At 61.6% G+C, this 23,796-nt stretch carries 21 protein-coding genes and 2 tRNA genes; 19 read left to right on the forward strand and 4 right to left on the reverse strand.

The window, feature by feature from the left end:
* Nucleotides 1-63: 63 nt before the first annotated feature.
* Nucleotides 64-2,586 carry a penicillin-binding protein 1A gene (locus BN1119_RS01935; RefSeq protein WP_041993071.1) on the reverse strand — a complete coding sequence of 841 codons (2,523 nt, stop codon included), beginning with the start codon at nt 2,584-2,586 and terminating at the stop codon, nt 64-66.
* Between the two features lie 286 nt (nt 2,587-2,872).
* On the opposite strand from BN1119_RS01935, the gene pilM reads away from it, so the two are divergent.
* The 9 genes from pilM (at nt 2,873) to BN1119_RS01980 (ending at nt 12,050) form a co-directional block, all read left to right on the forward strand.
* Nucleotides 2,873-3,931, forward strand: coding sequence for a type IV pilus assembly protein PilM (gene pilM, locus BN1119_RS01940; protein WP_041993074.1), 1,059 nt, complete (start codon nt 2,873-2,875; stop codon nt 3,929-3,931).
* Nucleotides 3,919-4,491 (forward strand): PilN family type IV pilus biogenesis protein TapN, encoded by a 573-nt coding sequence (gene tapN, locus BN1119_RS01945; protein WP_041993078.1) that lies wholly within the window; start codon nt 3,919-3,921, stop codon nt 4,489-4,491. Before pilM ends, tapN begins: the two co-directional genes overlap by 13 nt.
* Nucleotides 4,488-5,084: a PilO family type IV pilus biogenesis protein TapO gene (gene tapO, locus BN1119_RS01950; RefSeq protein ID WP_041993081.1), complete on the forward strand. Its 597-nt coding sequence runs from the start codon at nt 4,488-4,490 to the stop codon at nt 5,082-5,084. The genes tapN and tapO overlap by 4 nt, the downstream gene beginning before the upstream one ends.
* Complete coding sequence (locus BN1119_RS01955) at nt 5,081-5,608, forward strand: pilus assembly protein PilP (protein ID WP_041993084.1); 528 nt, start codon at nt 5,081-5,083, stop codon at nt 5,606-5,608. Before tapO ends, BN1119_RS01955 begins: the two co-directional genes overlap by 4 nt.
* Nucleotides 5,609-5,685: 77 nt before the next feature.
* Nucleotides 5,686-7,749: a type IV pilus secretin PilQ gene (locus tag BN1119_RS01960; RefSeq protein ID WP_041993087.1), complete on the forward strand. Its 2,064-nt coding sequence runs from the start codon at nt 5,686-5,688 to the stop codon at nt 7,747-7,749.
* Between the two features lie 191 nt (nt 7,750-7,940).
* Complete coding sequence (gene aroK, locus BN1119_RS01965; RefSeq protein WP_041993090.1) at nt 7,941-8,459, forward strand: shikimate kinase AroK; 519 nt, start codon at nt 7,941-7,943, stop codon at nt 8,457-8,459.
* Between the two features lie 14 nt (nt 8,460-8,473).
* Complete coding sequence (aroB, locus tag BN1119_RS01970) at nt 8,474-9,553, forward strand: 3-dehydroquinate synthase (protein WP_041993093.1); 1,080 nt, start codon at nt 8,474-8,476, stop codon at nt 9,551-9,553.
* Nucleotides 9,546-11,105 carry an SPOR domain-containing protein gene (locus BN1119_RS01975; protein ID WP_041993097.1) on the forward strand — a complete coding sequence of 520 codons (1,560 nt, stop codon included), beginning with the start codon at nt 9,546-9,548 and terminating at the stop codon, nt 11,103-11,105. Before aroB ends, BN1119_RS01975 begins: the two co-directional genes overlap by 8 nt.
* A 69-nt stretch (nt 11,106-11,174) precedes the next feature.
* Nucleotides 11,175-12,050 (forward strand): Dam family site-specific DNA-(adenine-N6)-methyltransferase, encoded by an 876-nt coding sequence (locus BN1119_RS01980; RefSeq protein ID WP_041993100.1) that lies wholly within the window; start codon nt 11,175-11,177, stop codon nt 12,048-12,050.
* Between the two features lie 12 nt (nt 12,051-12,062).
* Here BN1119_RS01980 and BN1119_RS01985 read toward each other — a convergent pair whose 3' ends face one another.
* Nucleotides 12,063-12,254, reverse strand: coding sequence for a DUF2970 domain-containing protein (locus BN1119_RS01985; RefSeq protein WP_041993102.1), 192 nt, complete (start codon nt 12,252-12,254; stop codon nt 12,063-12,065).
* A gap of 190 nt (nt 12,255-12,444) precedes the next feature.
* Here BN1119_RS01985 and rpe point away from each other — a divergent pair, with 190 nt between their 5' ends.
* From rpe to BN1119_RS02035, 10 genes are all read left to right on the forward strand, one after another.
* Nucleotides 12,445-13,116, forward strand: a complete 672-nt coding sequence (rpe, locus tag BN1119_RS01990) for a ribulose-phosphate 3-epimerase (protein WP_041993105.1) — start codon at nt 12,445-12,447, stop codon at nt 13,114-13,116.
* The gene (locus tag BN1119_RS01995) at nt 13,106-13,771 is read left to right on the forward strand and encodes a phosphoglycolate phosphatase (RefSeq protein WP_041993108.1); all 666 of its coding nucleotides are present in this window, start codon (nt 13,106-13,108) and stop codon (nt 13,769-13,771) included. Before rpe ends, BN1119_RS01995 begins: the two co-directional genes overlap by 11 nt.
* Before the next feature lie 17 nt (nt 13,772-13,788).
* Nucleotides 13,789-14,793 carry a tryptophan--tRNA ligase gene (gene trpS, locus BN1119_RS02000; protein WP_041993112.1) on the forward strand — a complete coding sequence of 335 codons (1,005 nt, stop codon included), beginning with the start codon at nt 13,789-13,791 and terminating at the stop codon, nt 14,791-14,793.
* A 122-nt stretch (nt 14,794-14,915) separates the two neighbouring features.
* A complete protein-coding gene (locus tag BN1119_RS02005; protein ID WP_041993114.1) occupies nt 14,916-15,131 on the forward strand; it encodes a hypothetical protein in 216 nt (71 codons plus the stop codon).
* A 14-nt stretch (nt 15,132-15,145) separates the two neighbouring features.
* The gene (locus tag BN1119_RS02010; protein ID WP_041993116.1) at nt 15,146-15,727 is read left to right on the forward strand and encodes an aminodeoxychorismate synthase component II; all 582 of its coding nucleotides are present in this window, start codon (nt 15,146-15,148) and stop codon (nt 15,725-15,727) included.
* Between the two features lie 473 nt (nt 15,728-16,200).
* Complete coding sequence (locus tag BN1119_RS02015; protein ID WP_041993119.1) at nt 16,201-17,418, forward strand: aspartate aminotransferase family protein; 1,218 nt, start codon at nt 16,201-16,203, stop codon at nt 17,416-17,418.
* Between the two features lie 76 nt (nt 17,419-17,494).
* Nucleotides 17,495-18,514 (forward strand): arginine N-succinyltransferase, encoded by a 1,020-nt coding sequence (astA, locus tag BN1119_RS02020; protein ID WP_041993123.1) that lies wholly within the window; start codon nt 17,495-17,497, stop codon nt 18,512-18,514.
* A gap of 90 nt (nt 18,515-18,604) precedes the next feature.
* A complete protein-coding gene (astD, locus tag BN1119_RS02025) occupies nt 18,605-20,074 on the forward strand; it encodes a succinylglutamate-semialdehyde dehydrogenase (protein ID WP_041993129.1) in 1,470 nt (489 codons plus the stop codon).
* Nucleotides 20,075-20,246: 172 nt separating this feature from the next.
* Nucleotides 20,247-21,044 (forward strand): DUF1338 domain-containing protein, encoded by a 798-nt coding sequence (locus BN1119_RS02030; protein WP_041993131.1) that lies wholly within the window; start codon nt 20,247-20,249, stop codon nt 21,042-21,044.
* Nucleotides 21,045-21,435: 391 nt separating this feature from the next.
* Nucleotides 21,436-23,268 carry an SLC13 family permease gene (locus BN1119_RS02035; RefSeq protein WP_041993134.1) on the forward strand — a complete coding sequence of 611 codons (1,833 nt, stop codon included), beginning with the start codon at nt 21,436-21,438 and terminating at the stop codon, nt 23,266-23,268.
* A gap of 166 nt (nt 23,269-23,434) precedes the next feature.
* Here BN1119_RS02035 and BN1119_RS02040 read toward each other — a convergent pair.
* Both BN1119_RS02040 and BN1119_RS02045 read right to left on the reverse strand, forming a co-directional pair.
* Nucleotides 23,435-23,518, reverse strand: a tRNA-Leu gene (locus tag BN1119_RS02040).
* 9 nt (nt 23,519-23,527) lie between these two features.
* A tRNA-Met gene (locus BN1119_RS02045) sits at nt 23,528-23,604 on the reverse strand.
* Between the last annotated feature and the right edge of the window lie 192 nt (nt 23,605-23,796).

Raw genomic sequence — 23,796 nt, forward strand, 5'->3', positions numbered from 1 at the left:
AAAAAAAAACCGGTGCCAGTGCGCCGGTTTTTTTCATGGGCTCCTCGAGGGAGCCGCTTCGGATCAGAACAGATCGTCGGTGGAGACGGGGCCCTCGCCATAGTAGCCGTCGCCATAGACGCGATTGCCGTCCGAGCTCGGGGTCGCATAGCGGGTCGGCTCCGTCCCTTCCTTGAAATACTCGGTGGTGGTGGCACCGCTGTGGGAGAGCAACCCGGTCTCGCCATCGATCGGCAGCTTGATGATGCCCTCGGGCACCGGCATCGGCTGCTCGGGCACCTTGTCGAGGGCCACCTTCATGAAGTCGATCCAGATGGGCTGCGCCGCGTTGCCGCCAAACTCGCCTCCCGCGGTCTGATCGCGGCCCATGTTCGGGTTGTAGGCGGCCCGGCCCAGGGCCCGCTGATGATTGTCAAACCCGATCCAGGCGGTCGCCACCAGATTCGGGGTATAGCCGGAGAACCAGGCATCCCGGGATTCGTTGGTGGTCCCTGTCTTGCCCGAGATGTCGCGGCGCTTGAGGTCGCGGGCCGCTCGCCAGCCGGTGCCCATCCAGCCCCGACCGCCCCAGATGGCGGTGGTCAGGGTGTCCGTGATGAGGAAGGCGCTCTGGGCGCTGATGGTCTGGGGCGCCAGATTGTTGGGAACAACGGGGTCGATGGCGCACTGGGCGCGCCAGTCACCGGGCACGTTGAGGTAGGCATCGGGGGCGTTCATGTCGGCGGCGGCCAGGGTGCCGCAACCACGGCAGGCGGCGGCCGGGTTGGCGGAGAACAGCGTCTTGTCGAAGCTGTCTTTCACCTCTGTGATGAAATAGGGGGTCACCTGATAGCCGCCATTGGCGAGCATGGCGAAGCCGCGCACCACCTCCAGCGGGGTGAACTCGGCAGCCCCGAGCGCAAGGGATTCATGGCGCTGTATGTGTTCGCGGGGGAAACCGAACCGGGTCAGGCCGTCGATATAGGTATCCAGCCCGATGGCCCGCATCAGCCGCACCGACATCACGTTCTTGGACTTGGCCAGACCGATGCGCAGGGGGGTCGGGCCATCATAGACGGCCGGGGAGTTCTTCGGCTGCCACATGGGGCCCTTGGCCGGGTCCCACTGGTTGATCGGCGCATCGTTGATGATGGACGCCAGGGTATAGCCCTGCTCCAGAGCGGTGGCGTAGAGGAAGGGCTTGATGTTGGAGCCGATCTGGCGACGCGCCTGGTCGACCCGGTTGAACTTGGACAACTCGAAGCTGAAGCCGCCCACCAGGCCCTCGATGGCACCATCGGCCGGGTTCATGGCGACCAGGGCTGCGTTGACGTCAGGGATCTGGGCCAGGATCAGGGTCTCACCCTGCTCGCGCACCCAGATCTGGGCACCCACTTTCAGCACATCCCTGGCGCTCTTGGGGGCATTGCCCTGGCGGGAGTCCGTGATGAAGGCGCGAGCCCACTTGATGCCATCCCAGTTCAGCTCGGCCTGCTTGCCGTTCTTGAGCACCAGGCTGGCACTCTTGTCCCCCAGCTTGGTCACCACGGCGGGGATCAGGGGCGAGTAGGCAGGCTCCTTGTTGAGGTGTGCGACTATCTGGTTGTAGTCCCACTGGGGCTCCCCCTCCTTCCAGAGCTGGGCGCTCGGGCCACGGTAGCCGTGACGGGTGTCGTAGGCGATGATGCCTTCCAGCAGGGCCTCCTTGGCGGCACGCTGGCGGTTGGCGGTGACTGTGGTGTAGACATGCAGCCCCATGGTGTAGGCATCTTCGCCGAACTGTTCCACCATCTTCTGGCGCACCATCTCGGCCAGATAGGGGGCGTGCAGTGTGGTCTCGGCGCCATGGTAGCGAGCCTTGATGGGCATCTTGCTGGCTTCGTCATACTGGGCCTGGGTGATCTTGCCGGTATCGAGCATGCGGCCCAGCACCACGTTGCGGCGGGCGAAGGCGCGCTCGGGGGAGCGAATGGGGTTGAGCATGGAGGGGGCCTTGGGCAGGCCCGCAATGATGGCGATCTCGTCCAGGGTGAGCTCGCTCACCTCCTTGCCGAAGTAGACCTGGGCGGCGGCGCCGACCCCGAATGAGCGATAGCCCAGGGGGATCTTGTTGAGATAGAGCGCCAGAATTTCGTCTTTGGTGAGGTTCTGTTCGATACGCCAGGCGAGGAAAACCTCCTTCACCTTGCGCACTATGGTCTTCTCATTGGTCAGGAAGAAGTTGCGCGCCACCTGCTGGGTGATGGTACTGGCCCCCTGCTGGGGACGGCCAGAGACGGCCCAGACGGTGGCGGCCCGCAGGATCCCGATGGGGTCTATGCCGGGATGCTCGTAGAAACGGGCGTCTTCGGTGGCCAGCACCGCATCGATCATGGGCTGGGGGATCTCGTTCAACTGCAGCGGAATGCGACGGATTTCGCCAAACTGGGCGATCAATTCGCCGTCGCGGCTGTACACCTTCATGGGGGTGGCCAGTTTGACGTCGCGCAGGGCCGAGACATCCGGCAACTGGGGCTTGATGTAGAAATAGATGCCAATGAGGCTGGCGACACCCAGCACGGCACCCAGCATCATCACAATAAACAGGCGTACGAGCCATTTCAGCATGGAAGAACTACCAATCGTCTTAAAATTAACCAAAGGGCGCAGAGTATACCCCCACTGCCGACGAAAATTCGATATTTTCCGGTGGGGGAATGGCTGGGCAAAGAGCGCCCAGATTAGCATCCCGGGCTCTTTTCACCAAGCCGGGCCAGGATGACCATGATAGTCGCTATCTGGGAAGGATGTGTTATGGCACTGATAATTCAACCATTCTAACTGCACGCGACCCGCCATCTGGCGTTAGCTGTTCTACAATCAATGCCAAAACCAGCAACGCATGGATGTGTATATGGTTGGGCTATTCAAGAAAGGAACTCTGGTCCCCTTGATAGGAGTGGATTTTGGCAGCCAGTCCATCAAGGCGGTCACCCTCAACGGCTCTGCGGCCAAGCCCAGACTCGAATCCGTTGCCGACGTCGCCATGCCCAAGGGGGCATTGATCGACTATCAGGTGCAGGATATCGAGCGGGTCAGTCAATCCATCAAGACCCTCAAGCGTCAACTCATCGGCAGCAACCAGCAGGTCGCCACCGCCGTCACGGGTTCCAATGTGATCACCAAGGTGATCCTGGTGGATGGCCACCTCAGCGAGGGAGAGCTGGAGGCCCAGGTGCAGTTGCAGGCGGAGCAACTCATCTCCTATCCCCTGGATGAAGTCAGCATGGACTTCGAGGTGCTGGCCGGCGCATCGGAAACGGATCGCCAGCGGGTATTGCTCAGCGCCGCCCGCACCGAGAGCGTCAATGGCCGGGTCAGTGCCCTGGCCGAAGCCGAGCTGACTACCCGGGTGGTGGATGTGGGGGCCCATGCCCTGGTGCGCGCCGTGCTGGCCTGCCAGCCCGATCTTGCCAGCCTGGACAAACCGGTGGCGGTCATCGACATAGGGGCCAGTGCCATGACCTTCGCCTCCTTGCAAAAAGGCGAGGTGACCTATTTTCGACTGCAAAACTTTGGTGGCGATCAGTACAGCCAGGCCATCTCCTCCTTTTATAACCTTCCCCTGGAAGAAGCCGAGCTCGCCAAGGTCCGGCAGCAGTTGCCCGCCGACCATGAAATGGAGGTGCTGCAACCCTATTTGCAGAATCTGCTGCAACAGGTGCGCCGCAACATTCAGCTGTTTGCCAGTTCGTCGGGACAGCGGGAGCTGGCCAAGCTGGTGTTGACCGGAGGGGGCAGCCTGGTGGCCGGCCTGACCGAGGCGCTGCACCAGGAGCTCTCCCTGGAGGTATTGCACCCGGATCCCTTTGCCCTGTTTGGCCGTGGCGGCGATGAGAGCCGTGGTCATGGCGCCAAGTACATGACGGCGTTTGGTCTGGCCTTGCGGAGCTTCACCCCATGTCAAATATAAACTTGCTGCCTTGGCGTGAAGCCAGGCAGAAGCGCGAGAAGGCGCAATTCGGGGTGCTGTTCGGGGTTTGTCTCGCGGTGACGGCCTCCCTGGGGTTTGCGGTGGACTGGTTCATCAACCAGCAGACAGCCAGCCAGCGGGAGGTGAATCAGCGCTTGGTGCGGGAGATGGTCACCCTGGATGCCCAGTTGGGCGAGATCCGTCTCATCAAGGAGAAGCGTCAGGGCCTGCTCGACCGGATGCAGCTCATCGAGCGGCTGCAGCAGAGACGCAACTTGCCGGTGCGCCTGTTCAACCAGTTGCCATTATTGGTTCCCAATGGGGTCTATCTCAACACACTGGCACTGAAGCATGATGTCATCGATGTAAACGGCAAGGCGGAAGCCTACGGCCGGGTGGCCAGCATGATGCGGCGCATCGATGGGGCTGGCTGGCTGGGATCATCGCGACTGAGCACCATTTTCGCCTCGGATGTGGCTCCCGTTGCTCTCAGCCAGTTCTCCATGATGTTTCAGGTCACAGAGTCGCCGGTAGATGGGGCGGGAGGCAACAAGTCATGAATCTGCAGCAATTCAACGATCTGGACCTGAACAACATAGGGGACTGGCCCAAGGCGGCCAAGGTGGTGCTGATCCTGTTCGGCTGTGCCCTGCTTGCCGGCGCCATCTATTACTATGTGATCGCGGACTCCACGACCGCCCTGACCCAGGAGCGCAACAAGGAGGGGGAGCTCAAGGCACAGTTCGAGAGCAAGGCCATGCTGGCGGCCAACTTGCCCGCCTACAAGACCCAGCTTACCGAACTGGAACAACTGGTCGATACCCAGCTCAAGCAGTTGCCCAATACCCATGAAGTCGCCGGCCTGCTCGATGACATCAGCTTCATCGCGACCGACAACGGCCTCACCCTCAAGCGCATCCATTGGGAGCCCGAGACGCCCCATGAGTTTTCTACCGAGCTGCCGATGCGCATCGAGGTGGCCGGCAGCTACCACGAGATTGGCAAGTTCACCGCCGCCATGGCGGCCCTGCCGCGCATCGTCATCCTCGACTCCTTTACCCTGAGCCAGGGGAGGGGCAACGACATCATCGCCATGTCCATGCTGGCCAAGACCTACAAGTACAATGACAATGCCGGAGGGCAACAGAAATGAGACCCTTCATCGGATGTGGTCTCGCCCTCGTGCTGACCGCTTGCAACAACCAGGAAAACCTGGATGGCTACCTCAGTGAGGTCAGGGCCAGGCCGCCAGTCGCCATAGAGCCGCTGCCCACCATCACGCCCTTCTCCCCCATGGGCTATGATTCGAGCGACAAACGAAGCCCATTCATCGCACCCCAGCCGGAAAGTCGCGCCGGGGTGGAGCAAAAGCCCAAGGCCGGCTGTGCCCAGATCGTTGCCGACAGACCCAAGGAGGTACTGGAAAACTATTCGCTGGCGAGCCTGGCCATGCAGGGCACCATGGGCCGTCAGGGGCAGTTGTGGGCGCTGATCCGCACGCCCGATGGCCAGTCGATGCGCATGGGACTGAATCATTACATGGGCCTGGATCAGGGCAGGATCATCCGGATCAGCAAGACGGCGGTCGATCTGCTGGAGACGATACCCGACGGCAAGGGGTGTTGGGTGACGCGAGAGACCCAGTTGGTGATGGCAGGTCTCGAGGCAAAAAGATAATCAGGGATGAGCATGAGGTTCGCGGCCGGTAATGACCCATCTTCTTGAAGTAAAACGATAATCAGGGACGAGCGTCGATGAGAACAACAATGGCGATACTTTTCAGGGTGGCTGCGCTGTTACTGGGCGCTGGCTTGCAGCTGGCATGGGCTATTCCGACCCTGCAGGAGGTCAAGGTCAACCCCCTGTTGGCCGGTGAACTCCTGCTGGAGCTCGGCTTCAGCGAACCCGTCTCCGGGTTTACCGATCGCCTGGATTATCAACCGAACCAGCTGATGCTCAGCATCCCGGGGGCGGTAGGGGCACTCAAGGTCAACCCGCTGCCCATCCAGCAGCAGGGGGTCGACAGCATCAAGGTCGATGGCAAGGGGACCGGGCTGGAGGTGCGGATCGCCCTGGACAGACTGATGCCCTATCAGGTGCGTCAGCAGGGCAACAAGCTGCTGGTCTCCCTCGGCGACAAGGCCTCCAAGCCTGAGCCGACCCCCGTCGCCAAGACCCCCATGGTCTCGCCCACCAGCAATGGCGTTCAGAGTGGTGCCTACTTCAACTCGGTCAAGGGGGTCGATTTTCGCCGGGGCAAGGATGGCCAGGGGGAATTTCTGGTGCGCCTGGACAACAGCTCGGCGGCCGTCGATGTCAGCAGTACCGGGCAGAAGGTGGTGGCCAAGTTTCATGGCACCCGGATCCCGGATGATTTGCTGAACATCATCAATGTGCTGGATTTTGCGACCCCTGTCTCCCAGATAGAGACGTTTCGCCAGGGCAATGACACCCGATTCGAACTGGCGGTGACCGGCCAGTTCGATTATCGCTACGATCAGGCGGACAAGCTTTTCATCATAGAGGTGAAGAAACGGGCACCGGTTGGCACGGCTGCCAGGCAGTACAAGGGCAAGCCCATCTCACTGAACTTCCAGGACATACCGGTGCGCACCGTGTTGCAGCTCATCGCGGACTTCAACAACCTCAACCTGGTGACCACGGATTCGGTCTCAGGCAACATCACCCTGCGCCTCGATGGGGTGCCCTGGGAGCAGGCGCTCGACATCATCCTCAAGGTACGGGGGCTGGACAAGCGGCTCGATGACAACATATTGCTGGTGGCGCCGGCCGAAGAGATCGCCGCCCGCGAGAAGCAGCAGCTGGAGAGCCGCAATCAGGTGGCGGATCTCGCCCCCCTCTACACCGATTACCTGCAAATCAACTACGCCAAGGCGTCGGAAGTGGCGGCTCTGCTCTCCTCCGAGAGCACCAAGCTGCTCTCGGCCAAGGGTGCCGTGAGCGTGGATGAGCGCACCAATGTGCTGGTGGTGAAAGACACGGCGGAGGTCATCAGCAACATCAAGCGGATGCTGGACATCCTCGACATTCCGGTCAAGCAGGTGGTGATAGAGGCGAGGATGGTGACCATAGATGACGGCTTCGACGAGGCGCTCGGGGTGCGCTGGGGGGTCAGCAAGAACGATGGTCACGGCAACAGCACCTCGGGCACCATAGAGGGTAATGACAGTTCCAATGGCACAGGGGTGGCGGGGAGTGTCGAAGACAGGCTCAACGTCAATCTGCCGGTGACCAATGCCGCCGGCACCCTGGCCTTCCAGGTGGCCCGTCTCGCCAACGGCACCCTGCTGGATCTCGAGCTCTCTGCACTGGAAAAAGAGAGCAAGGCGGAGATCATCGCGAGCCCGAGAGTCACCACGGCGAACCAGAAGCCGGCACTGATCGAGCAGGGTACCGAGATCCCCTATGTGGAGTCCTCCTCCAGCGGCGCCACCTCGGTCACGTTCAAGAAGGCGGTGCTGAGCCTCAAGGTGACGCCGCAGATCACCCCGGACAACAGGGTCATCCTGGACCTGACCGTGACCCAGGACACCAAGGGGGAGACGGTACCGACCGGTACCGGGGATGCGGTCTCCATCAATGCCCAGTCCATCACCACCCAGGTGCTGGTCAACAACGGGGAGACCCTGGTGCTGGGCGGCATCTATCAGCAGACCATCAAGAACGATGTCAGCAAGGTGCCGCTGTTGGGGGACATCCCGGGTCTTGGCGCCCTGTTTCGCAAGACCACCAGCGAGAACAAGAAGCGGGAACTGCTGATTTTCGTGACCCCGAGGATAGTTACCGACAGCTTCTGAATGCTTTACATGTGAGGGTAAAACACATATAACCTTACGCCCCAATGAGGCTGGGGCGTAAGGGCTGCGGTTGCCAGTCCCGATTTCTATTGAGATAATCCCCCTCCTGATCCATCGAAAGATAAGGTTCATAGGTACCCCGATCCATAGTTCATCGGGGTCGTACAGTTTGTAATTACTAACGAAAAGACATGGCTGAGAAACGCAATATTTTCCTGATAGGTCCCATGGGTGCGGGCAAGAGCACCATAGGTAGACATCTGGCAGAACAACTGCATATGGAGTTTTTCGACTCAGATCATGAAATTGAGCGCCGCAGTGGTGCCGATATCAGCTGGGTGTTCGATGTTGAAGGCGAAGAAGGTTTCCGGATCCGCGAGGAGAAGGTGATCGGCGATCTGTCCGAGCAGCAAGGCATAGTGCTGGCAACGGGCGGCGGAGCAATCAAGAGCCGCGAGACCCGCAACAAGCTCTCTGCTCGCGGCATCGTCGTTTACCTCGAAACCACCATAGAGAAGCAACTGGCGCGCACACAGAGAGACAAGCGCCGCCCGCTGCTGCAAACCGAAGAGCCGCCCCGCGAGGTATTGGAGCGTCTGGCGCAAGAGCGCAACGCCCTGTACGAGGAAGTGGCCGACTTTGTTATCCACACCGATGATCAGAGTGCTAAAGTCGTCGCCAATCAAATCGTCAAGCTGATCGGTATGTAATCTCGAGGACGTCCATGGAAAGGTTGAAGGTCGAACTGGGTGAGCGCTCTTACCCCATAGAAATTGCGGCTGGACTGTTGCAGCGCCCCGAGGCGCTGACTCAGGCCATCCAGGGCAAGCGGGTCATGATAGTGACCAACACTGTCGTGGCGCCCCTCTATCTCGAGCGGGTGAGCCAGCTGCTGACGGATTATCAGGTAGAACACCTGATCCTGCCGGATGGTGAGGCGCACAAGACCCTGGCGACCTTCGAGCGCATTATGTCTGCGCTGCTTGAGACCAACCATGGACGCGATACCACACTGATCGCCCTGGGTGGGGGTGTGATAGGGGATGTGGTGGGCTTCGCGGCCGCCAGTTTCCAGCGTGGCATCCCCTTCATTCAGGTGCCCACCACCCTCCTTTCCCAGGTCGACTCCTCCGTCGGCGGCAAGACCGCCGTCAACCATCCCCTCGGCAAGAACATGATAGGTGCCTTCTACCAGCCCAAACTGGTGGTCATCGACACCGAGTGCCTGCAGACCCTGCCCGCGCGCGAGTTTGCCGCTGGCATGGCCGAGGTGATCAAGTACGGCATCATCTGGGATGCGGATTTTTTCCACTGGCTGGAACAGAACATGTCCCGGCTGCAACGGCTGGATCCGGCGGCGCTGGCCTATGCCATCAAGCGTTGCTGCGAGATCAAGGCGGAAGTGGTGGCCGAGGACGAGACGGAGCACGGCGTACGGGCGCTGCTCAATCTGGGTCACACCTTCGGTCACGCCATCGAGGCGGAACAGGGCTATGGCAACTGGCTGCACGGTGAGGCGGTTGCCGCAGGCATGATGCAGGCGGCCGCCACGGCCCGCTTGCGTGGCCAGCTCGATGGCGAGCAAGAGGAGCGGATCCGCGCCCTGCTGCTGGCCGCCGGGCTGCCGGTGAAGGGCCCTGTCGGCATGGGGTTCGATGCTTACCTGCGCCACATGCGCCGGGACAAGAAGGTGCTGGCGGGCAAGTTGCGCCTGGTATTGCCGGTGGGGATCGGTCATGCCGAAGTGGTGGCCGATGTGTCTGATGCCCAACTGCAGTCGGTGATCGAGTCCGAATGTGAGTAAGTTACTCCAGTTTCCCTCCCAGCGGCAGCTGGTCGAACGGCTGCTGCATCTGATTGAATTCAATCACCCTTTCATTTTTCTTTCCGGTCCGGCCGGCAGCGGCCGTGCCACCCTCTGCGAATCCTTGCTCGGCCGCCTGCCAGAGAAGGTGACAGTGGTGAGCCTCATCGGCCGTCCCGACATGAAGATGGCCGAGGTGCGCCAGTTACTGCTCGAGCAGGTGGTCGACAGGCCCTTGTTCAATCCTCAGGATGCCCTGGCCGACAGCTTCTTTCGCATGCTGGAGGGCAAACCCGCCACCCTGCTGCTGCTCATCGAGCGGGCCAGTGACCTGCCCGCCGAGCTGCTTGGCGAGCTGTGGGCCCTGTGCCGCCACAACGACACCCTGGCCAGACCCCATCAGTTGGCGATCCTGCTCAGCGGGGATGACGGCTGGTGTCGCAGGGGACGGGCTGGGCTGAAGGGGCGGGCCATGCCTGCCCTAGAGCTGGAGGTCGCGCCCCTGAGCGCCCCCGAACAGCGGATCTTCCTGTATGAAAAGGCCAAGGCACAGAAGATACCGGCCAGCCTCTTGCCCAAAAGCAAGGTAGAGGAGATCCTGAGCCAGGCGAAAGGACACCCGTCCACCATCATGCAGGCCCTGGAGGATATCATGACCGACAGAAGACCCAAGAAGCCCCAACCCAAGTTGCCCATCAAGACGGTCGTGCTGGGGTTTGTTGCCGTCATCGGCATCTTGTTGGCGCTCACTTACCTGGTGCCCGCGTTGTTTGGGGACAAACAGGAAGACGTGGCGGGGAGTCAAGCCCTCGATGCCCCGCTGCCTCTGCCCATCCCGGGCGACGGGTCGCAAGGGGCCGTGACCCAGGAGGGATCAGCCCAGAGCGGAGCGGTCGGCACCGGGAGTGGCGATCAGGACAACACCGCCCTGGTGCGCGACTGGCAGGCCGAGAGCCAGGACCTGCCCAAGGCGGTACAGAGCGAGACGGTGACCGCGGATGCCGGCAACTATGAGGGGCGTCGTCTGGTCATTTCCGATGACGTGGTCGAGAAGCTGATGACCCAGCCCGGCGTCAGCGGTGCTCTGCCGACCCAGGTGGTCAAGGAGCTGACCGGCGAGGCCGCCCCCGTCAATCCCCAGAGTCAGGCCGGGACGCAGCCTCGTCAGGATGCGGCTTCCGCCCAGCGCCAGACGAGCACAATCCAGTCTGACTCGACCAAGCACCCGGAACCCGTCGTGGCCGCCCCCCGCGTTCCCCTGACGCCGGTCGCCACCTTGCAGAAGAAGGCCAGAACCCACTACAGCGTGCAGCTGATGGGGGCGAGCAATCGCCCGGCGGTCGACAAGTTCGTGGCAGAACACCGTCTGGCCGGCAAGATCTGGCTCTATCAGACCCAATTTCGCGGCAGTCCCTGGTTCGTGGTGTTGCAGGGGGATTACGGCAGCGTCCAGCAGGCGAAGGCGGCAATCCGCCAGTTGCCGCCGGCCCTGCTCAAGGGACAACCCTGGCCCAAGTCGTTCGCCCAGGTACAAAAAGAGCTGAAGCCATAGCGGCAGGTCGGATAAGGGGGTAGAATCGTCCCCCTTTTTGGGTTGCTGCCTCCTTAACGCCGGATTTCCATGAAGAAAACACGCGCTTTTTTAAAATGGGCCGGGGGAAAATACTCCCTGGTGGAAGAGATTGCCGAGCGGTTGCCAGCAGGGCGTGTGTTGCTTGAACCCTTCGTCGGCGCCGGATCCGTGTTTCTCAACACCGACTATGACGCCTATGTGCTCAATGACATCAATCCGGATCTGATTGCGCTCTACAACCATCTCAAGCAGAAGCCGGATCGGCTCATCGCCGAGGCGCGCAAGCTGTTCGTGGCCGACAACAACCACAAGGCGGCTTACTACCGGTTGCGTACCCAGTTCAATCAGACCCAGGGCAGTTTCGATCGCTCCCTGCTGTTCCTGTTTCTGAATCGCCATGGCTTCAACGGCCTGTGCCGCTACAACAAGAAGGGCGGCTTCAACGTGCCGTTTGGTTCCTACAAGAAGCCCTACTTCCCAGAAAAGGAGCTGTGGGCCTTCGCCGAAAAGGCACAAAAAGCCACCTTCATCTGTGAGAGCTATGCCGACGCCATCAAGCGGGCGGAGCAGGACTGGGTGATCTACTGCGATCCCCCCTATGCCCCGCTCTCCACCACCGCCAGCTTCACCACCTATTCCGCCGGGGGCTTTACCCTGGACGATCAGGCGATCCTGGCCCGGCTGGCCCGTCATACGGCTGCCGAGAAGGGGGTGCCCGTGCTCATCAGCAACCACGACATCGAGCTGACCCGTGAGCTCTATCGCGGTGCCAGGCTCGACGAGATCCTGGTCAAGCGCACCATCAGCCGCAATGGCGGCACCCGCAACAAGGTGGCCGAGCTGCTGGCGCTCTATCCGCCCGGCATTGCCCCCGAGCAGGGCTGGTATCCCGGAGATCTGATCGAGAGCGAGGCGAGCGCCTGAGCAAGGCCTGCCTTACCCCAGTACCCAGCTCACCAGCAGCCAGAGGCTGCCGACCAGGGCGGCGATAAGCAGCAGTCCCATCAGGATGAACAGAAGGGGCGAGCCGCCGGCAAAGTCCCGCTGGCGATTGCGCTGGGATTGCACGCCAAACAGGGCCGCCAGGGTGCTGGTGAGGGTATGCCATAGGGAGAGTCGCTGGTTCATGGGTGCCTCCTGATGGTTATCAGCCTAGTCAGCTTTGGTCACTCCCTCCTCTGTCTTCCCCGTTTCCGGTCTGCCCGGCAGGCTCCCTCCCGCGTCTTCGGGCGGGAAGAGGCGGTGATCGGCCTCGTTTCCTGGCCCGCTTTGGGGTAAAATTGCGCCGCTTTTCGCCTAGCTGCCAATGGATGACGTGATGAAAGACTTTCTGATAGCCCCCTCGATCCTCTCCGCCGACTTCGCCCGCCTGGGTGACGATGTTGCCAAGGTATTGGCTGCGGGGGCCGACGTGGTGCATTTCGATGTGATGGACAACCACTATGTGCCCAACCTGACCATAGGCCCCATGGTCTGTCAGGCCCTGCGTGACTTCGGCATCGAGGCGATGATCGACGTGCACCTCATGGTCAAGCCGGTGGATCGCATCGTGCCCGATTTCGCCAAGGCGGGCGCCTCCCTCATCACCTTCCACCCGGAAGCCTCCGACCACGTGGACCGCACCCTGGGCCTCATCAAGGAGCAGGGCTGTCAGGCCGGCCTGGTGCTCAACCCGGCCACGCCGCTCTCCTGCCTCGAATACGTGATGGACAAGCTGGACGTGATCCTGCTGATGTCGGTCAATCCGGGCTTCGGCGGTCAGAGCTTCATCCCCGGCACCCTCGACAAGCTGCGCCAGGTGCGTCGCCTGATCGACGAGAGCGGTCGTGACATCCGCCTCGAGATCGACGGCGGCGTCAAGGTGGACAACATCCGCGAGATCGCCGAGGCCGGTGCCGACATGTTCGTGGCGGGCTCCGCCATCTTCAGCCAGCCTGACTACAAGGCGGTGATCGACCAGATGCGTGCGGAGCTGGCCCATGTCCGTTGAGCGTCCCTTCGACCTGGTGCTGTTCGACCTGGACGGCACCCTGATAGACAGTGCCGCCCAGCTGGCGCTGGCGGTCAATCGCACCCTCACCGATCTGGGGCTGGCCGAGGCCGATGAGGCCGTGGTGCGTACCTGGGTCGGCAATGGCGCCGACAAGCTCATCAGCCGTGCCCTGGCGTATCGCGAAGGCGACGAGCTGTTTGAGCGGGCGCGCCCTCTGTTCGATCGTCACTACCAGGCCTGTCTGCTGGAAGGGCTGGCCATGTATGACGGGGTGGAGCAGAGCCTGCGTCGCCTGCAACGCCTGGGCTATCAACAGGCGGTGGTGACCAACAAGCCCAGCCACTTCGTGCAACCCATTCTCGATGCCCTCGGCATCAGCGACTGCTTCGCGCTCTGGCTCGGGGGCAACTGCCTGCCCGAGAAGAAACCCAGGCCCGAACCCTTGCTGCACGCCTGCCACGAACTTGGGGTAACGCCCTCCCGTACCCTGATGGTGGGCGACTCCGAAAATGATGTGCTGGCCGCCCAGGCTGCCAGCATGAAGGTGGTGGGTCTCACCTACGGCTACAACTATGGCCGCCCCATCGCCGACTCCAACCCTGACTGGGTGTGCGAGCGCTTCGGTGAACTCGACGCCCTGCTGGCCGAATAAGAACAAGGACTCCCTTCATGGCTAAACCAATCGTACTGAGCGGCGCCCAGCCCTCCGGCCAACTCACCATAGGCAACTACATGGGCGCCCTGCGCCAGTGGGTCAAGATGCAGGATGACTTCGACTGCCTGTACTGCATCGTCGACCTGCACGCCATCACCACCCGCCAGGATCCGGCGGCCCTGCGCAAGGCGTGCCTCGATGCCGCCGCCCTCTATCTCGCGGTGGGGGTCGATCCGGCCAAGAGCACCGTCTTCATCCAGTCCCACGTGCCCCAGCACGCGGAGCTCGGCTGGATCCTCAACTGCTACACCCAGATGGGCGAGCTGTCGCGCATGACCCAGTTCAAGGACAAGTCGGCGCGTTTCGAGAACAACGTCAACGTCGGCCTGTTTGGCTACCCGGTGCTGATGGCGGCGGATATCCTGCTCTACCAGGCCAACCAGGTACCGGTCGGCAACGATCAGAAGCAGCACCTGGAGCTGACCCGCGACATCTGCACCCGCTTCAACAACCTGCATGGGGAGGTGTTCACCCTGCCGGAGCCTTTCATTCCGGAAGAGGGAGCCCGGGTGATGAGCCTGCAGGATCCCACCAAGAAGATGTCCAAGTCCGACGACAACGAGGCGAACTTCATCGGCCTGCTGGAAGATCCCAAGCAGATCGTCAAGAAGATCAAGCGTGCCGTCACCGACTCCGACGATCCTGCCGTGGTGCGTTTCGATCCGGTGAACAAGCCCGGGGTGTCCAACCTGCTGACCCTGATGTCGGGGGTGACCGGCCGCACCATTCCCGAGCTGGAGCAGCACTTCGAAGGCAAGATGTATGGCCATCTGAAGACGGAGACCGCCGAGGCCGTGGTCGCCCTGCTCGAGCCGCTGCAAGCCCGTTTCCACGCGCTGCGTCAGGATGAGACCCACCTGAAAGCCATTCTCGCCGCCGGCGCAGAAAAGGCCAGGGAAAGGGCTGAAAAAACCCTGGCCAGCGTATATGATGTGGTCGGCTTCGTTCCAAGAGCCTGATATATCGGATTGTGGTGACACCGTAGAAAGCCGGGTATCAACCTGGCTTTCTTTGTTTTGCCCGCCGCTATGAGCGATCTCCGGATCTCGATCTGAGCGGACCTTGAGTCCCAAGAGTGAACATGTTGACCGAAGAAAAAATCACCATTGAAGAGTTGGGGGACAAGGGCCACTGGCTGCGCAAGTTTCGCAAGGCCAAGAACCTCAATACCCTGCAACTGATGGTCTCCAACGCCATCGACCGGCACCATGCCACCCCCGCCATCGTCGCCGCCATCTACCTCGCCGAGTGCCAACGGGAGCGGGAGATGGAACAGGGCCGCTACCTGGATCGCTAAGCCTCCCGCTGCCCATGCTGTTACTGATCGACAACTACGACTCCTTTACCTGGAACCTGGTGCAGTATTTCGGCTCCCTGGGGCAGGAGGTCGTGGTCAAGCGCAACGATGCTCTGACCCTGGCCGACATCGAGGCCATGGCCCCCGATCACCTGGTGATCTCCCCCGGCCCTTGCACCCCCAATGAAGCGGGCGTCTCGCTGGGCGCTATCGCACATTTTGCCGGCCGTATCCCCATCCTCGGGGTCTGCCTTGGTCACCAGTCCCTGGCCCAGGCGTTTGGCGCCGAGGTGGTGCGTGCCCGCCGGGTGATGCACGGCAAGACCTCCCTGATCCGCCATGGGGGGGAGGGGGTCTTTGCAGGATTGCAGGATCCGCTGCGGGTGACCCGTTACCACTCCCTGGTGGTTCGGCGCGACACCCTGCCTGACTGCCTGGCGGTGACCGCCTGGAGCGAACACGCCGATGGTTCGTTCGACGAGATCATGGGGCTGCGCCACAGGACGCTGGCGGTGGAAGGGGTGCAGTTTCATCCCGAGAGCATACTGAGCGAACAGGGCCACGAGCTGCTGGCCAACTTCCTCTCCCGGCGCTGAGCCCTATTTTCTGCTATGCTTCCCCCTTTGACAGGATAATCCACCAAGCGCCGCGGCTGGCGCTCTTCCCCCGTCCAAATGGCGCCAGCCCTGAGGGAAACGGCCGGTGTCGTCATGGAGAATGGGCTTCGTTCGACTAGGTTTTTTGGCTCCTGACTCCCGGGATCCCGGGGGGATTTCACCCCATTTCGGTCGAAAGTCGTGATCTGACTCTCGTTTTCCATATGTCGCCGAAAAAATTTTCCCTGACACTTTATTCACCCCGCTACCTGCCCAAATTATCTCTTGCCAATACCCTCTGAGCCGTTATGCAATGGGGCTGCCTAAAATCTCATGAGCAATCGAACATTGTTCCTTGTAGGTCGTCAGGTTACAGACTTTTTACTTTTTTTCTGTGATAATCCCGTCACGTTTACACGGATTTAACTTTTAGGCGGTGGATTATTCTGTCGCCATCTGGAAGGAGAGCAAGTATGTCAGAGTTGTTGGCAGTGACACGTGAAGTGTTTGATGAAGTCATGGTTCCCAACTATGCGCCCGCCAAGATCATCCCGGTGCGTGGTGAAGGGTCACGTGTCTGGGATCAGGAAGGCCGCGAGTATGTGGATTTCGCCGGCGGTATCGCGGTCAATGGCCTGGGTCATTGCCATCCCAAGCTGGTCGAGGCCCTGAAAACCCAGGGCGAGAAGCTGTGGCACCTCTCCAACGTGATGACCAACGAGCCGGCCCTGCGCCTGGCCAAGAAGCTGGTCGCCGCCACCTTCGCCGAGAAGGTCTATTTCTGCAACTCCGGCGCCGAAGCCAACGAAGCCGCCCTCAAGCTGGCTCGCCGCTATGCCATCGACAAGTTCGGTGCCCACAAGACCCAGATCATCGCCTTCCACCAGGGCTTTCACGGCCGCACCTTCTTCACCGTCAGCGTCGGCGGCCAGGCGGCCTACTCCGACGGCTTCGGTCCCAAGCCCGCCGACATCACCCATGTCACCTACAACGATCTGGCAGAGCTGGCCGCCGTCATCTCCGACAATACCTGCGCCGTGGTGATGGAGCCGCTGCAAGGGGAGGGTGGCATCATTCGTCCCACCGACGAGTTTGCCAAAGGGGTGCGCGAGCTGTGCGACAAGCACAATGCCCTGCTGGTCTATGACGAGGTGCAATCCGGGGTCGGCCGTACCGGCGAGCTGTTTGCGTACATGGGCCTGGGGGTCACCCCGGATATCCTCACCAGCGCCAAGGCGCTCGGCGGCGGCTTCCCCATCGGCGCCATGCTGACCACCACCGAGATAGCCTCTCACCTGAAAGTGGGGACTCACGGCTCCACCTACGGCGGCAACCCGCTGGCCTGCGCCGTGGCTGAAGCCGTGCTGGACGTGGTCAACACCCCGGAGGTGCTCAGCGGCATCAAGCAGCGCGAGCAGCTGTTCCGTGCCGGGCTCGACGCCATCAACGCCAAGTACCACTGTTTCAGCGAAGTGCGTGGCCAGGGCCTGCTGCTGGGCGCCGTGCTCAACGATGACTTCAAGGGCCGTTCCCGCGACTTCCTGCTGGCCTCCATCGATCAGGGGTTGATGGCCCTGGTGGCTGGCACCAACGTGGTGCGTTTTGCTCCCTCCCTGGTGATCCCGGAAGCGGACATCAAGGAAGGGCTGGCTCGCTTCGAGCTGGCCGTGGCTCAGGTCGTTAACGCCTGATCCCGAATTGAGGTGGGGGCCACTCCCGGCAGGAACCGGGACCCCACCTGTCGTCAATGAAAGGGAGTTGTCATCTATGTTGTTAATTCGTCCCATCGAACAGAAAGATTTTGCCGGGCTCAAGACCTGTGCCATCGAATCCGGCACCGGCATGACCTCCTTGCCGGTCAATGATGAGCTGCTGCAGCGCAAGATCGATGCCTCCACCCAGACCTTTTCGGACAAACCCGCGGGAAAGGGCGACTGCCTCTATTTCTTCGTGGCCGAGGATCTGGAGAGCGGGGACATGGTCGGCACCTGTGCCATCGACGCGGCCGTGGGCCTGTCCCAGCCGTTTTACAACTATCACATCGGCAAGGTTGTCCACTCTTCTCCCAAGCTCGGCATCTACAACGTGGTCGAGACGCTGACCCTGTCCAACGACTACACAGGCAATTCCGAGCTGTGTACCCTGTTTTTGCGCGAATGTGCCCGCGAGGGGCTCAATGGCCGACTGCTCTCCAAGCACCGCTTCCTGTTCATGGCCGAGCACCCCGAGCTGTTTGACAAGACCGTCTTCGCCGAGATGCGCGGCGTCTCCGATGTCAATGGTCACAGCCCGTTTTACGAGTGGCTGCAAAAGCACTTCTTCTCGATGGATTTTCCCACCGTCGACTATCTCACCGGGATCGGCAAGAAGCGCTTCATCGCCGAGTTGATGCCCAAGTACCCCATCTACGTCAATCTGCTCAGCAATGAGGCGCGGGCCGTCATCGGCAAGACTCACGAGAAGACTCGTCCCGCCATCAAGATGTTGCAAGACGAAGGCTTCGTGAACCGCGGTTATGTGGATATCTTCGATGCCGGCCCCACTGTCGAATGCGACGTGAACAACATCCGCACCATACGCCGCAGCAAGCGCCTGACCGTGGTGGTGGGGGAACCCCTGGGGGGGCACACCTATCTGCTGTGCAACACCCGCTTCGAACAGTATCGGGCCTGTCTTGGCAATATCCGGGTCGATCTGGACAAGCAGGAGGCCATAGTGCCGCCCAAGATGGCCGCCGCCCTCAAGGTGGAGAATGGCGATCTGGTGCGGGTCGTGGATCTGGACTGACAAGGGGGAGGGGATGCCCCTTCCCGCGAACATGACGACTGGGCGCCCGCAGGCTCGGACGCCAGGCAACGCAAGCAACAAGGATATGCAATGAGCGAATTAGTACAGCTGATTAACGGCCAATGGCTGGCGGGCGAGGGCAAGGGATTCGAGTCGCGGGATCCGGCCAAGGATCAGGTGATCTGGCAAGGGCAGGCGGCAAGCCAGGCCCAGGTGGATGCCGCCGTCAAGGCGGCCCGCGCGGCCTTCTACTATTGGTCCGATCTGGCCCTCGAGGAGCGTCTGGCCATAGTGCGCCGCTACGCCGACCTGCTGGGCGAACACAAGGAAGCCCTGGCGCTCACCATCGCCCGGGAAACCGGCAAGCCCCTGTGGGAAACCCGCACCGAGGTCGCCGCCATGCAGGGCAAGATTGCCATCTCCATCCGTGCCCATGACGAGCGCACCGGCACGGTGGAAAACCCCATGCCCGGTGCCAAGGCGTTCGTGCGCCACAAGCCCCATGGCGTGGTCGCCGTGTTCGGCCCCTACAACTTCCCGGGCCACCTGCCCAACGGCCACATAGTGCCCGCGATCATCGCCGGCAATACCGTGGTGTTCAAACCCTCCGAGCTGACCCCCATGGTGGCCGAAGCCATGCTCAAGGTGTGGCTGGAGGCCGGCCTGCCCGCCGGTGTCATCAACCTGGTGCAGGGGGAAGTGGAGACAGGCAAGGCCCTGGCGGGCAATCCGGACATCGACGGCCTCTTCTTCACCGGCTCGTCCCGCACCGGCCACTTCCTGCACCAGCAGTTCGCCGGTCAGCCGGGCAAGATCCTGGCCCTGGAGATGGGCGGCAACAACCCGCTCATCGTGAAAGATGTGAGCGACATCGACGGCGCCGTCCATGCCATCGTCCAGTCCGCCTTCATCACTTCCGGCCAGCGCTGCACCTGCTCCCGGCGCCTGTTCGTGGAGCGTGGCGAGCGCGGCGATGCCCTGGTCAAACGCCTGGTGGAGGTGGTCGGCAAGATCAAGGTCGGTCTCTATGACGCCGCCGAGCAGCCTTTTATGGGGGCCATGATAAGCGAGCGTGCGGCGCGAACCATGGTCGAGGCCCAGGCCAACCTGCAAGCGCTCGGCGGCGAGAGTCTGCTCAGCCTCAAGCACCTGGAAGCGGGCACAGGTTTTGTCTCCCCCGGCATCATAGACGTGACCGCGGTCAGCGCGCTGCCGGATGAAGAGTACTTCGGCCCGCTGCTGCAGCTCATCCGTTACGACGATTTCGATGCCGCCATCGACCAGGGCAACGCCACCAGCTTCGGCCTCTCCGCCGGCCTGCTGGGTGACAACGAGGCGGACTGGCAGCACTTCTTCAAGCGGATCCGCGCCGGCATAGTCAACTGGAACAAACCCATCACCGGGGCTTCCAGTGCCGCCCCCTTCGGTGGTATCGGTGCCTCCGGCAACCACAGGGCGAGCGCCTACTACGCCGCCGACTACTGTGCGTATCCGGTCGCCTCGGTGGAGGATAGCAAGGCCGCCATGCCGGAGCAGCTGTCTCCCGGTCTGACGTTCTAAGCGAGAATGGAGCTTGATGCAGCATGAGAAGATTAACACTGCTTCATCTCCCCGGTCGCCTCGGTCAAAGCGCGGGCGGAGCCGCCCTCCACTGATCCGCACGGCTGATAACAACAACGAAAGGGCACCAGACGGGTGCCCTTGTCTGTACCCGCGAGCAAAGGAAAGAGAGATGCAAAAGGATATCGAAACCCTGTTCGGTCATCTGTGGGATAACTACATTCAAGTCACTCCGAGTGCCCTCAAGGTCCACCAACTGCTGGGGGGCGGTGAGCCCATCGTCAACGACCACGTGGCATTTCGCACCTTCAATCTGCCCCAGGTGGGTCTTGAGAAGCTGGCTGCCCACTTTCGGGCGCTCGGCTACGAGGAGAAGGACGAGTATGTGTTCAAGGCGAAGAAGCTCTATGCCAAGCACTTCGAGCACTCGGATCCCGATGCTCCCAAGGTGTTCATCAGCGAGTTGAAGGTGGAGGAACTCTCCGAAGGCGCCCAGGCCATCATCCACAAGCTGGTGGATCAGGTGCCCGATCACCTGACCGACACCCCGGCCTTCCTCTACGCCGGTGCCCCCTGGCAGGTCTCCCACGCCGACTACCAGACCCTGCTGGCCGAGAGCGAGTACGCGGCCTGGATGGCGGCCTGGGGCTATCGTGCCAACCACTTCACCGTCAACATCAACCGCCTGAAGGAGTTCGATACCATCGAGCAGGTCAACGGGGCGCTCAAGGCGGCGGGCTTCGTGCTCAACACCGTCGGTGGCGAGGTGAAGGGGGATCCCCAGGTGATGCTGGAGCAATCCTCCACCATGGCTGACAAGGCCGAGGTGGCCTTCAGCGACGGCGTGCGTACCATTCCGAGCTGCTTCTACGAGTTCGCCCTGCGCTACCCCCAGGCCAACGGCACCCTCTACCCGGGTTTTGTCGAAGCGTCCGCCGACAAGATCTTCGAATCCACCAACGCCATGTAATGGCTGCCGTGAACAAAACGCCCCGAGAGGGGCGTTTTTTATGGATCTTCGTGAGGCCTGTCCGTCCTTTCCCCCGCCATCCCCTCATCTTCGGAATGGGGCCTGACTCGACGCTCCTGCTTTAGGAGAATACGACACGTGCTGCCCCGACATCCCTTGCCAGATGGGTTGCCATGGGGCCTGGCCCCGTCTGGCTCGACAGTGTCTTGTGCCTATATCGTCCATTCATGGGGCTCACCCAGCCTTCATCTGCCTTGTGGTGGTACCGGAGCCATGATGCTGGCGGTGACGGCCAGGGGCTTTCTTGATATGTCACAAGACGCTGATGCCGTGATTGTGTTCTGATAGAGTCCACCGCTATCCGGAACTGCAAGTAAGGGAGGAAAGGGCGTTGAATGGAGAGTTGATCTGGGTGCTCTGCTTGCTGCTGGGGGCCATCTATCTGTTTGTCAGCAACCGGGTGCGCATGGATGTGACGGCGCTGCTGGTGCTTATCCTGTTCGTGCTGAGCGGCACCCTGACCCTGCCCGAGGCGCTGGCCGGTTTCAGCGATCCCAGCGTCATCCTGATCGCCGCCCTGTTCGTGGTGGGTGAGGGGCTGGTGCGCACCGGCATCGCCTATCAGGTGGGCGATGCCCTGGTGAAGGTGGCGGGCAACAGTGAGACCCGTTTGCTGGTGCTGTTGATGGTGGCGGTGGCCGGGCTCGGCGCCGTGATGAGCTCGACCGGGGTGGTGGCCATCTTCATCCCGGTCGTACTCAGTGTCGCGAACCGCATGGGGATCCCGGCGGGGCGGCTCATGATGCCGCTCGGTTTCGCTGGCCTCATCAGCGGCATGATGACCCTGGTGGCAACCCCTCCCAACATGGTGGTCAACAGCGAGCTGGTGCGCCATGGCATCCCGGGCTTTGGCTTTTTCAGCTTCAGTCCCATGGGCCTGCTCATTCTGCTGCTCGGCATCGCCTACATGCTGCTGATGCGCGGCTCCCTGGCCAGGGACGTCCAAGCGGGATGCAACAAGGGGAGCAGGCGCAGTACGCTGCGGGATCTCATCCGCGACTATCGTCTGACCGGGCGGGCGCGGCGACTGGCGATCCGGCCGGGGTCGCCCCTGATAGGCCATACCCTGGATGCCTTGCAGCTGCGGGCCCGTTATGGCGCCAACGTCATAGGGGTGGAGCGCTGGCGCAAGTTTCGGCGGGTCATGGTGAGCGTCTCCGGGATCTCGGAATTTCAGGCGCGGGACGTGCTGCTCATCGACATGGCGGATCCCGAAGTGGATATCCGAACGTTCTGCCGCGAGGCCATGCTCGAGCCCATGATACTGAGGGGCGAGTACTTCTCGGATCAGGCGCGGGAGGTGGGGCTGGCCGAGGTGTCGCTCATCCCCGAATCCAGCCTGCTTGGCAAGAGCCTGCGGGAGACGGCGTTTCGTAGCCAGTATGGCCTGAGCGTGGTGGGAATACGGCGCAATGGCGAGGCCCTGGTCGGGCGCCTGGTGGATGAACCGTTGCAGCTGGGGGACAGGCTGCTGCTGGCGGGCAACTGGAGCCTCATCCGTCAGCTGCACAGCCATCACCGTGACTTCCTGTTGCTGGGGTTGCCTGCCGAGGTGGATGAAATGGCCCCGGCGCGCAGTCAGGCGGCCTATGCGCTGCTCTCGCTGGGGATCATGGTGCTGTTGATGGTGACGGACCCCGTGCCCAATGTGGTGGCGGCCCTGATTGCCTGTCTGCTGATGGGTCAGTTTCGCTGCATCGATCTCGAGAGCGCCTACCAGTCCATTCACTGGCCGACCCTGATCCTCATCGTCGGCATGCTGCCCTTCGCCCTGGCCCTGCAAAAGACCGGGGGAGTGGACTTGATTGTCGGGGGCCTGATGGCCCTGGTCGGGGAGATGGGACCGAGAGTGATGCTGGCCAGCCTGTTTGCCCTGACGGCCCTGACCGGTCTGTTTATCTCCAACACGGCCACCGCCGTCTTGATGGCGCCCATCGCCATCGGCGCGGCCCAGCAGATGGGCGTCTCGCCCTATCCCTTCGCCATGACCATTGCCATCGCGGCTTCGGCGGCCTTCATGACTCCCGTCTCCTCGCCGGTCAATACCCTGGTGCTGGGGCCCGGCGAGTATGGCTTCATCGACTTCGTGCGTATCGGGGTGCCTTTCACCCTGTTGGTGATGGCGGTGAGCGTGTTGACCATTCCCTGGCTGTTCCCGTTCTGATGACCGTTCTGATGACAGAGATGAGAGACAGGCGGCCCCTGGGCCGCTTTCTTATTGGCACGACTGGATATGGGAAGGGGCAGGCAGGGGAGACAGGGGCGTGCTCGATGGGAAAAACAAGCACAAAAAAACCAGCCTGGGCTGGTCTGTTTGGTACTGCTATTGATGGTGCGGAAGGAGAGACTCGAACTCTCACGCCTAGGGCGCCAGAACCTAAATCTGGTGCGTCTACCAATTTCGCCACTTCCGCAAAACAATATGGTGGCTATGACGGGATTCGAACCTGTGACCCTCGCATTATGAGTGCGATGCTCTAACCAACTGAGCTACATAGCCTTGAACGTCTAAACGAACAGGGCCAGCGGCCCTGTTCGTGTGTCATAGACACCTTGATGTCAACGACAGAAAAATGGCTGTGATACTAGGATGCGTACCCAGGTACGTTGACGAGAGTAAAATCGCTCACGCTGACCACACTGCCTTACATCACCGGTCAAGCCGATGATAAAAATAATGGCTGGGGTACTA

The sequence above is a fragment of the Aeromonas bivalvium genome, assembly GCF_000819765.1.
Taxonomy (GTDB): domain Bacteria; phylum Pseudomonadota; class Gammaproteobacteria; order Enterobacterales; family Aeromonadaceae; genus Aeromonas; species Aeromonas bivalvium.

Bases quoted from the DNA above. Each gene is read 5' to 3' on its own strand.
- BN1119_RS01935 (WP_041993071.1), bottom strand. From the start codon at position 2,586: ATGCTGAAATGGCTCGTACGCCTGTTTATTGTGATGATGCTGGGTGCC.
- pilM (WP_041993074.1), top strand. From the start codon at position 2,873: ATGGTTGGGCTATTCAAGAAAGGAACTCTGGTCCCCTTGATAGGAGTG.
- tapN (WP_041993078.1), top strand. From the start codon at position 3,919: ATGTCAAATATAAACTTGCTGCCTTGGCGTGAAGCCAGGCAGAAGCGC.
- tapO (WP_041993081.1), top strand. From the start codon at position 4,488: ATGAATCTGCAGCAATTCAACGATCTGGACCTGAACAACATAGGGGAC.
- BN1119_RS01955 (WP_041993084.1), top strand. From the start codon at position 5,081: ATGAGACCCTTCATCGGATGTGGTCTCGCCCTCGTGCTGACCGCTTGC.
- BN1119_RS01960 (WP_041993087.1), top strand. From the start codon at position 5,686: ATGAGAACAACAATGGCGATACTTTTCAGGGTGGCTGCGCTGTTACTG.
- aroK (WP_041993090.1), top strand. From the start codon at position 7,941: ATGGCTGAGAAACGCAATATTTTCCTGATAGGTCCCATGGGTGCGGGC.
- aroB (WP_041993093.1), top strand. From the start codon at position 8,474: ATGGAAAGGTTGAAGGTCGAACTGGGTGAGCGCTCTTACCCCATAGAA.
- BN1119_RS01980 (WP_041993100.1), top strand. From the start codon at position 11,175: ATGAAGAAAACACGCGCTTTTTTAAAATGGGCCGGGGGAAAATACTCC.
- BN1119_RS01985 (WP_041993102.1), bottom strand. From the start codon at position 12,254: ATGAACCAGCGACTCTCCCTATGGCATACCCTCACCAGCACCCTGGCG.
- rpe (WP_041993105.1), top strand. From the start codon at position 12,445: ATGAAAGACTTTCTGATAGCCCCCTCGATCCTCTCCGCCGACTTCGCC.
- BN1119_RS01995 (WP_041993108.1), top strand. From the start codon at position 13,106: ATGTCCGTTGAGCGTCCCTTCGACCTGGTGCTGTTCGACCTGGACGGC.
- trpS (WP_041993112.1), top strand. From the start codon at position 13,789: ATGGCTAAACCAATCGTACTGAGCGGCGCCCAGCCCTCCGGCCAACTC.
- BN1119_RS02005 (WP_041993114.1), top strand. From the start codon at position 14,916: ATGTTGACCGAAGAAAAAATCACCATTGAAGAGTTGGGGGACAAGGGC.
- BN1119_RS02010 (WP_041993116.1), top strand. From the start codon at position 15,146: ATGCTGTTACTGATCGACAACTACGACTCCTTTACCTGGAACCTGGTG.
- BN1119_RS02015 (WP_041993119.1), top strand. From the start codon at position 16,201: ATGTCAGAGTTGTTGGCAGTGACACGTGAAGTGTTTGATGAAGTCATG.
- astA (WP_041993123.1), top strand. From the start codon at position 17,495: ATGTTGTTAATTCGTCCCATCGAACAGAAAGATTTTGCCGGGCTCAAG.
- astD (WP_041993129.1), top strand. From the start codon at position 18,605: ATGAGCGAATTAGTACAGCTGATTAACGGCCAATGGCTGGCGGGCGAG.
- BN1119_RS02030 (WP_041993131.1), top strand. From the start codon at position 20,247: ATGCAAAAGGATATCGAAACCCTGTTCGGTCATCTGTGGGATAACTAC.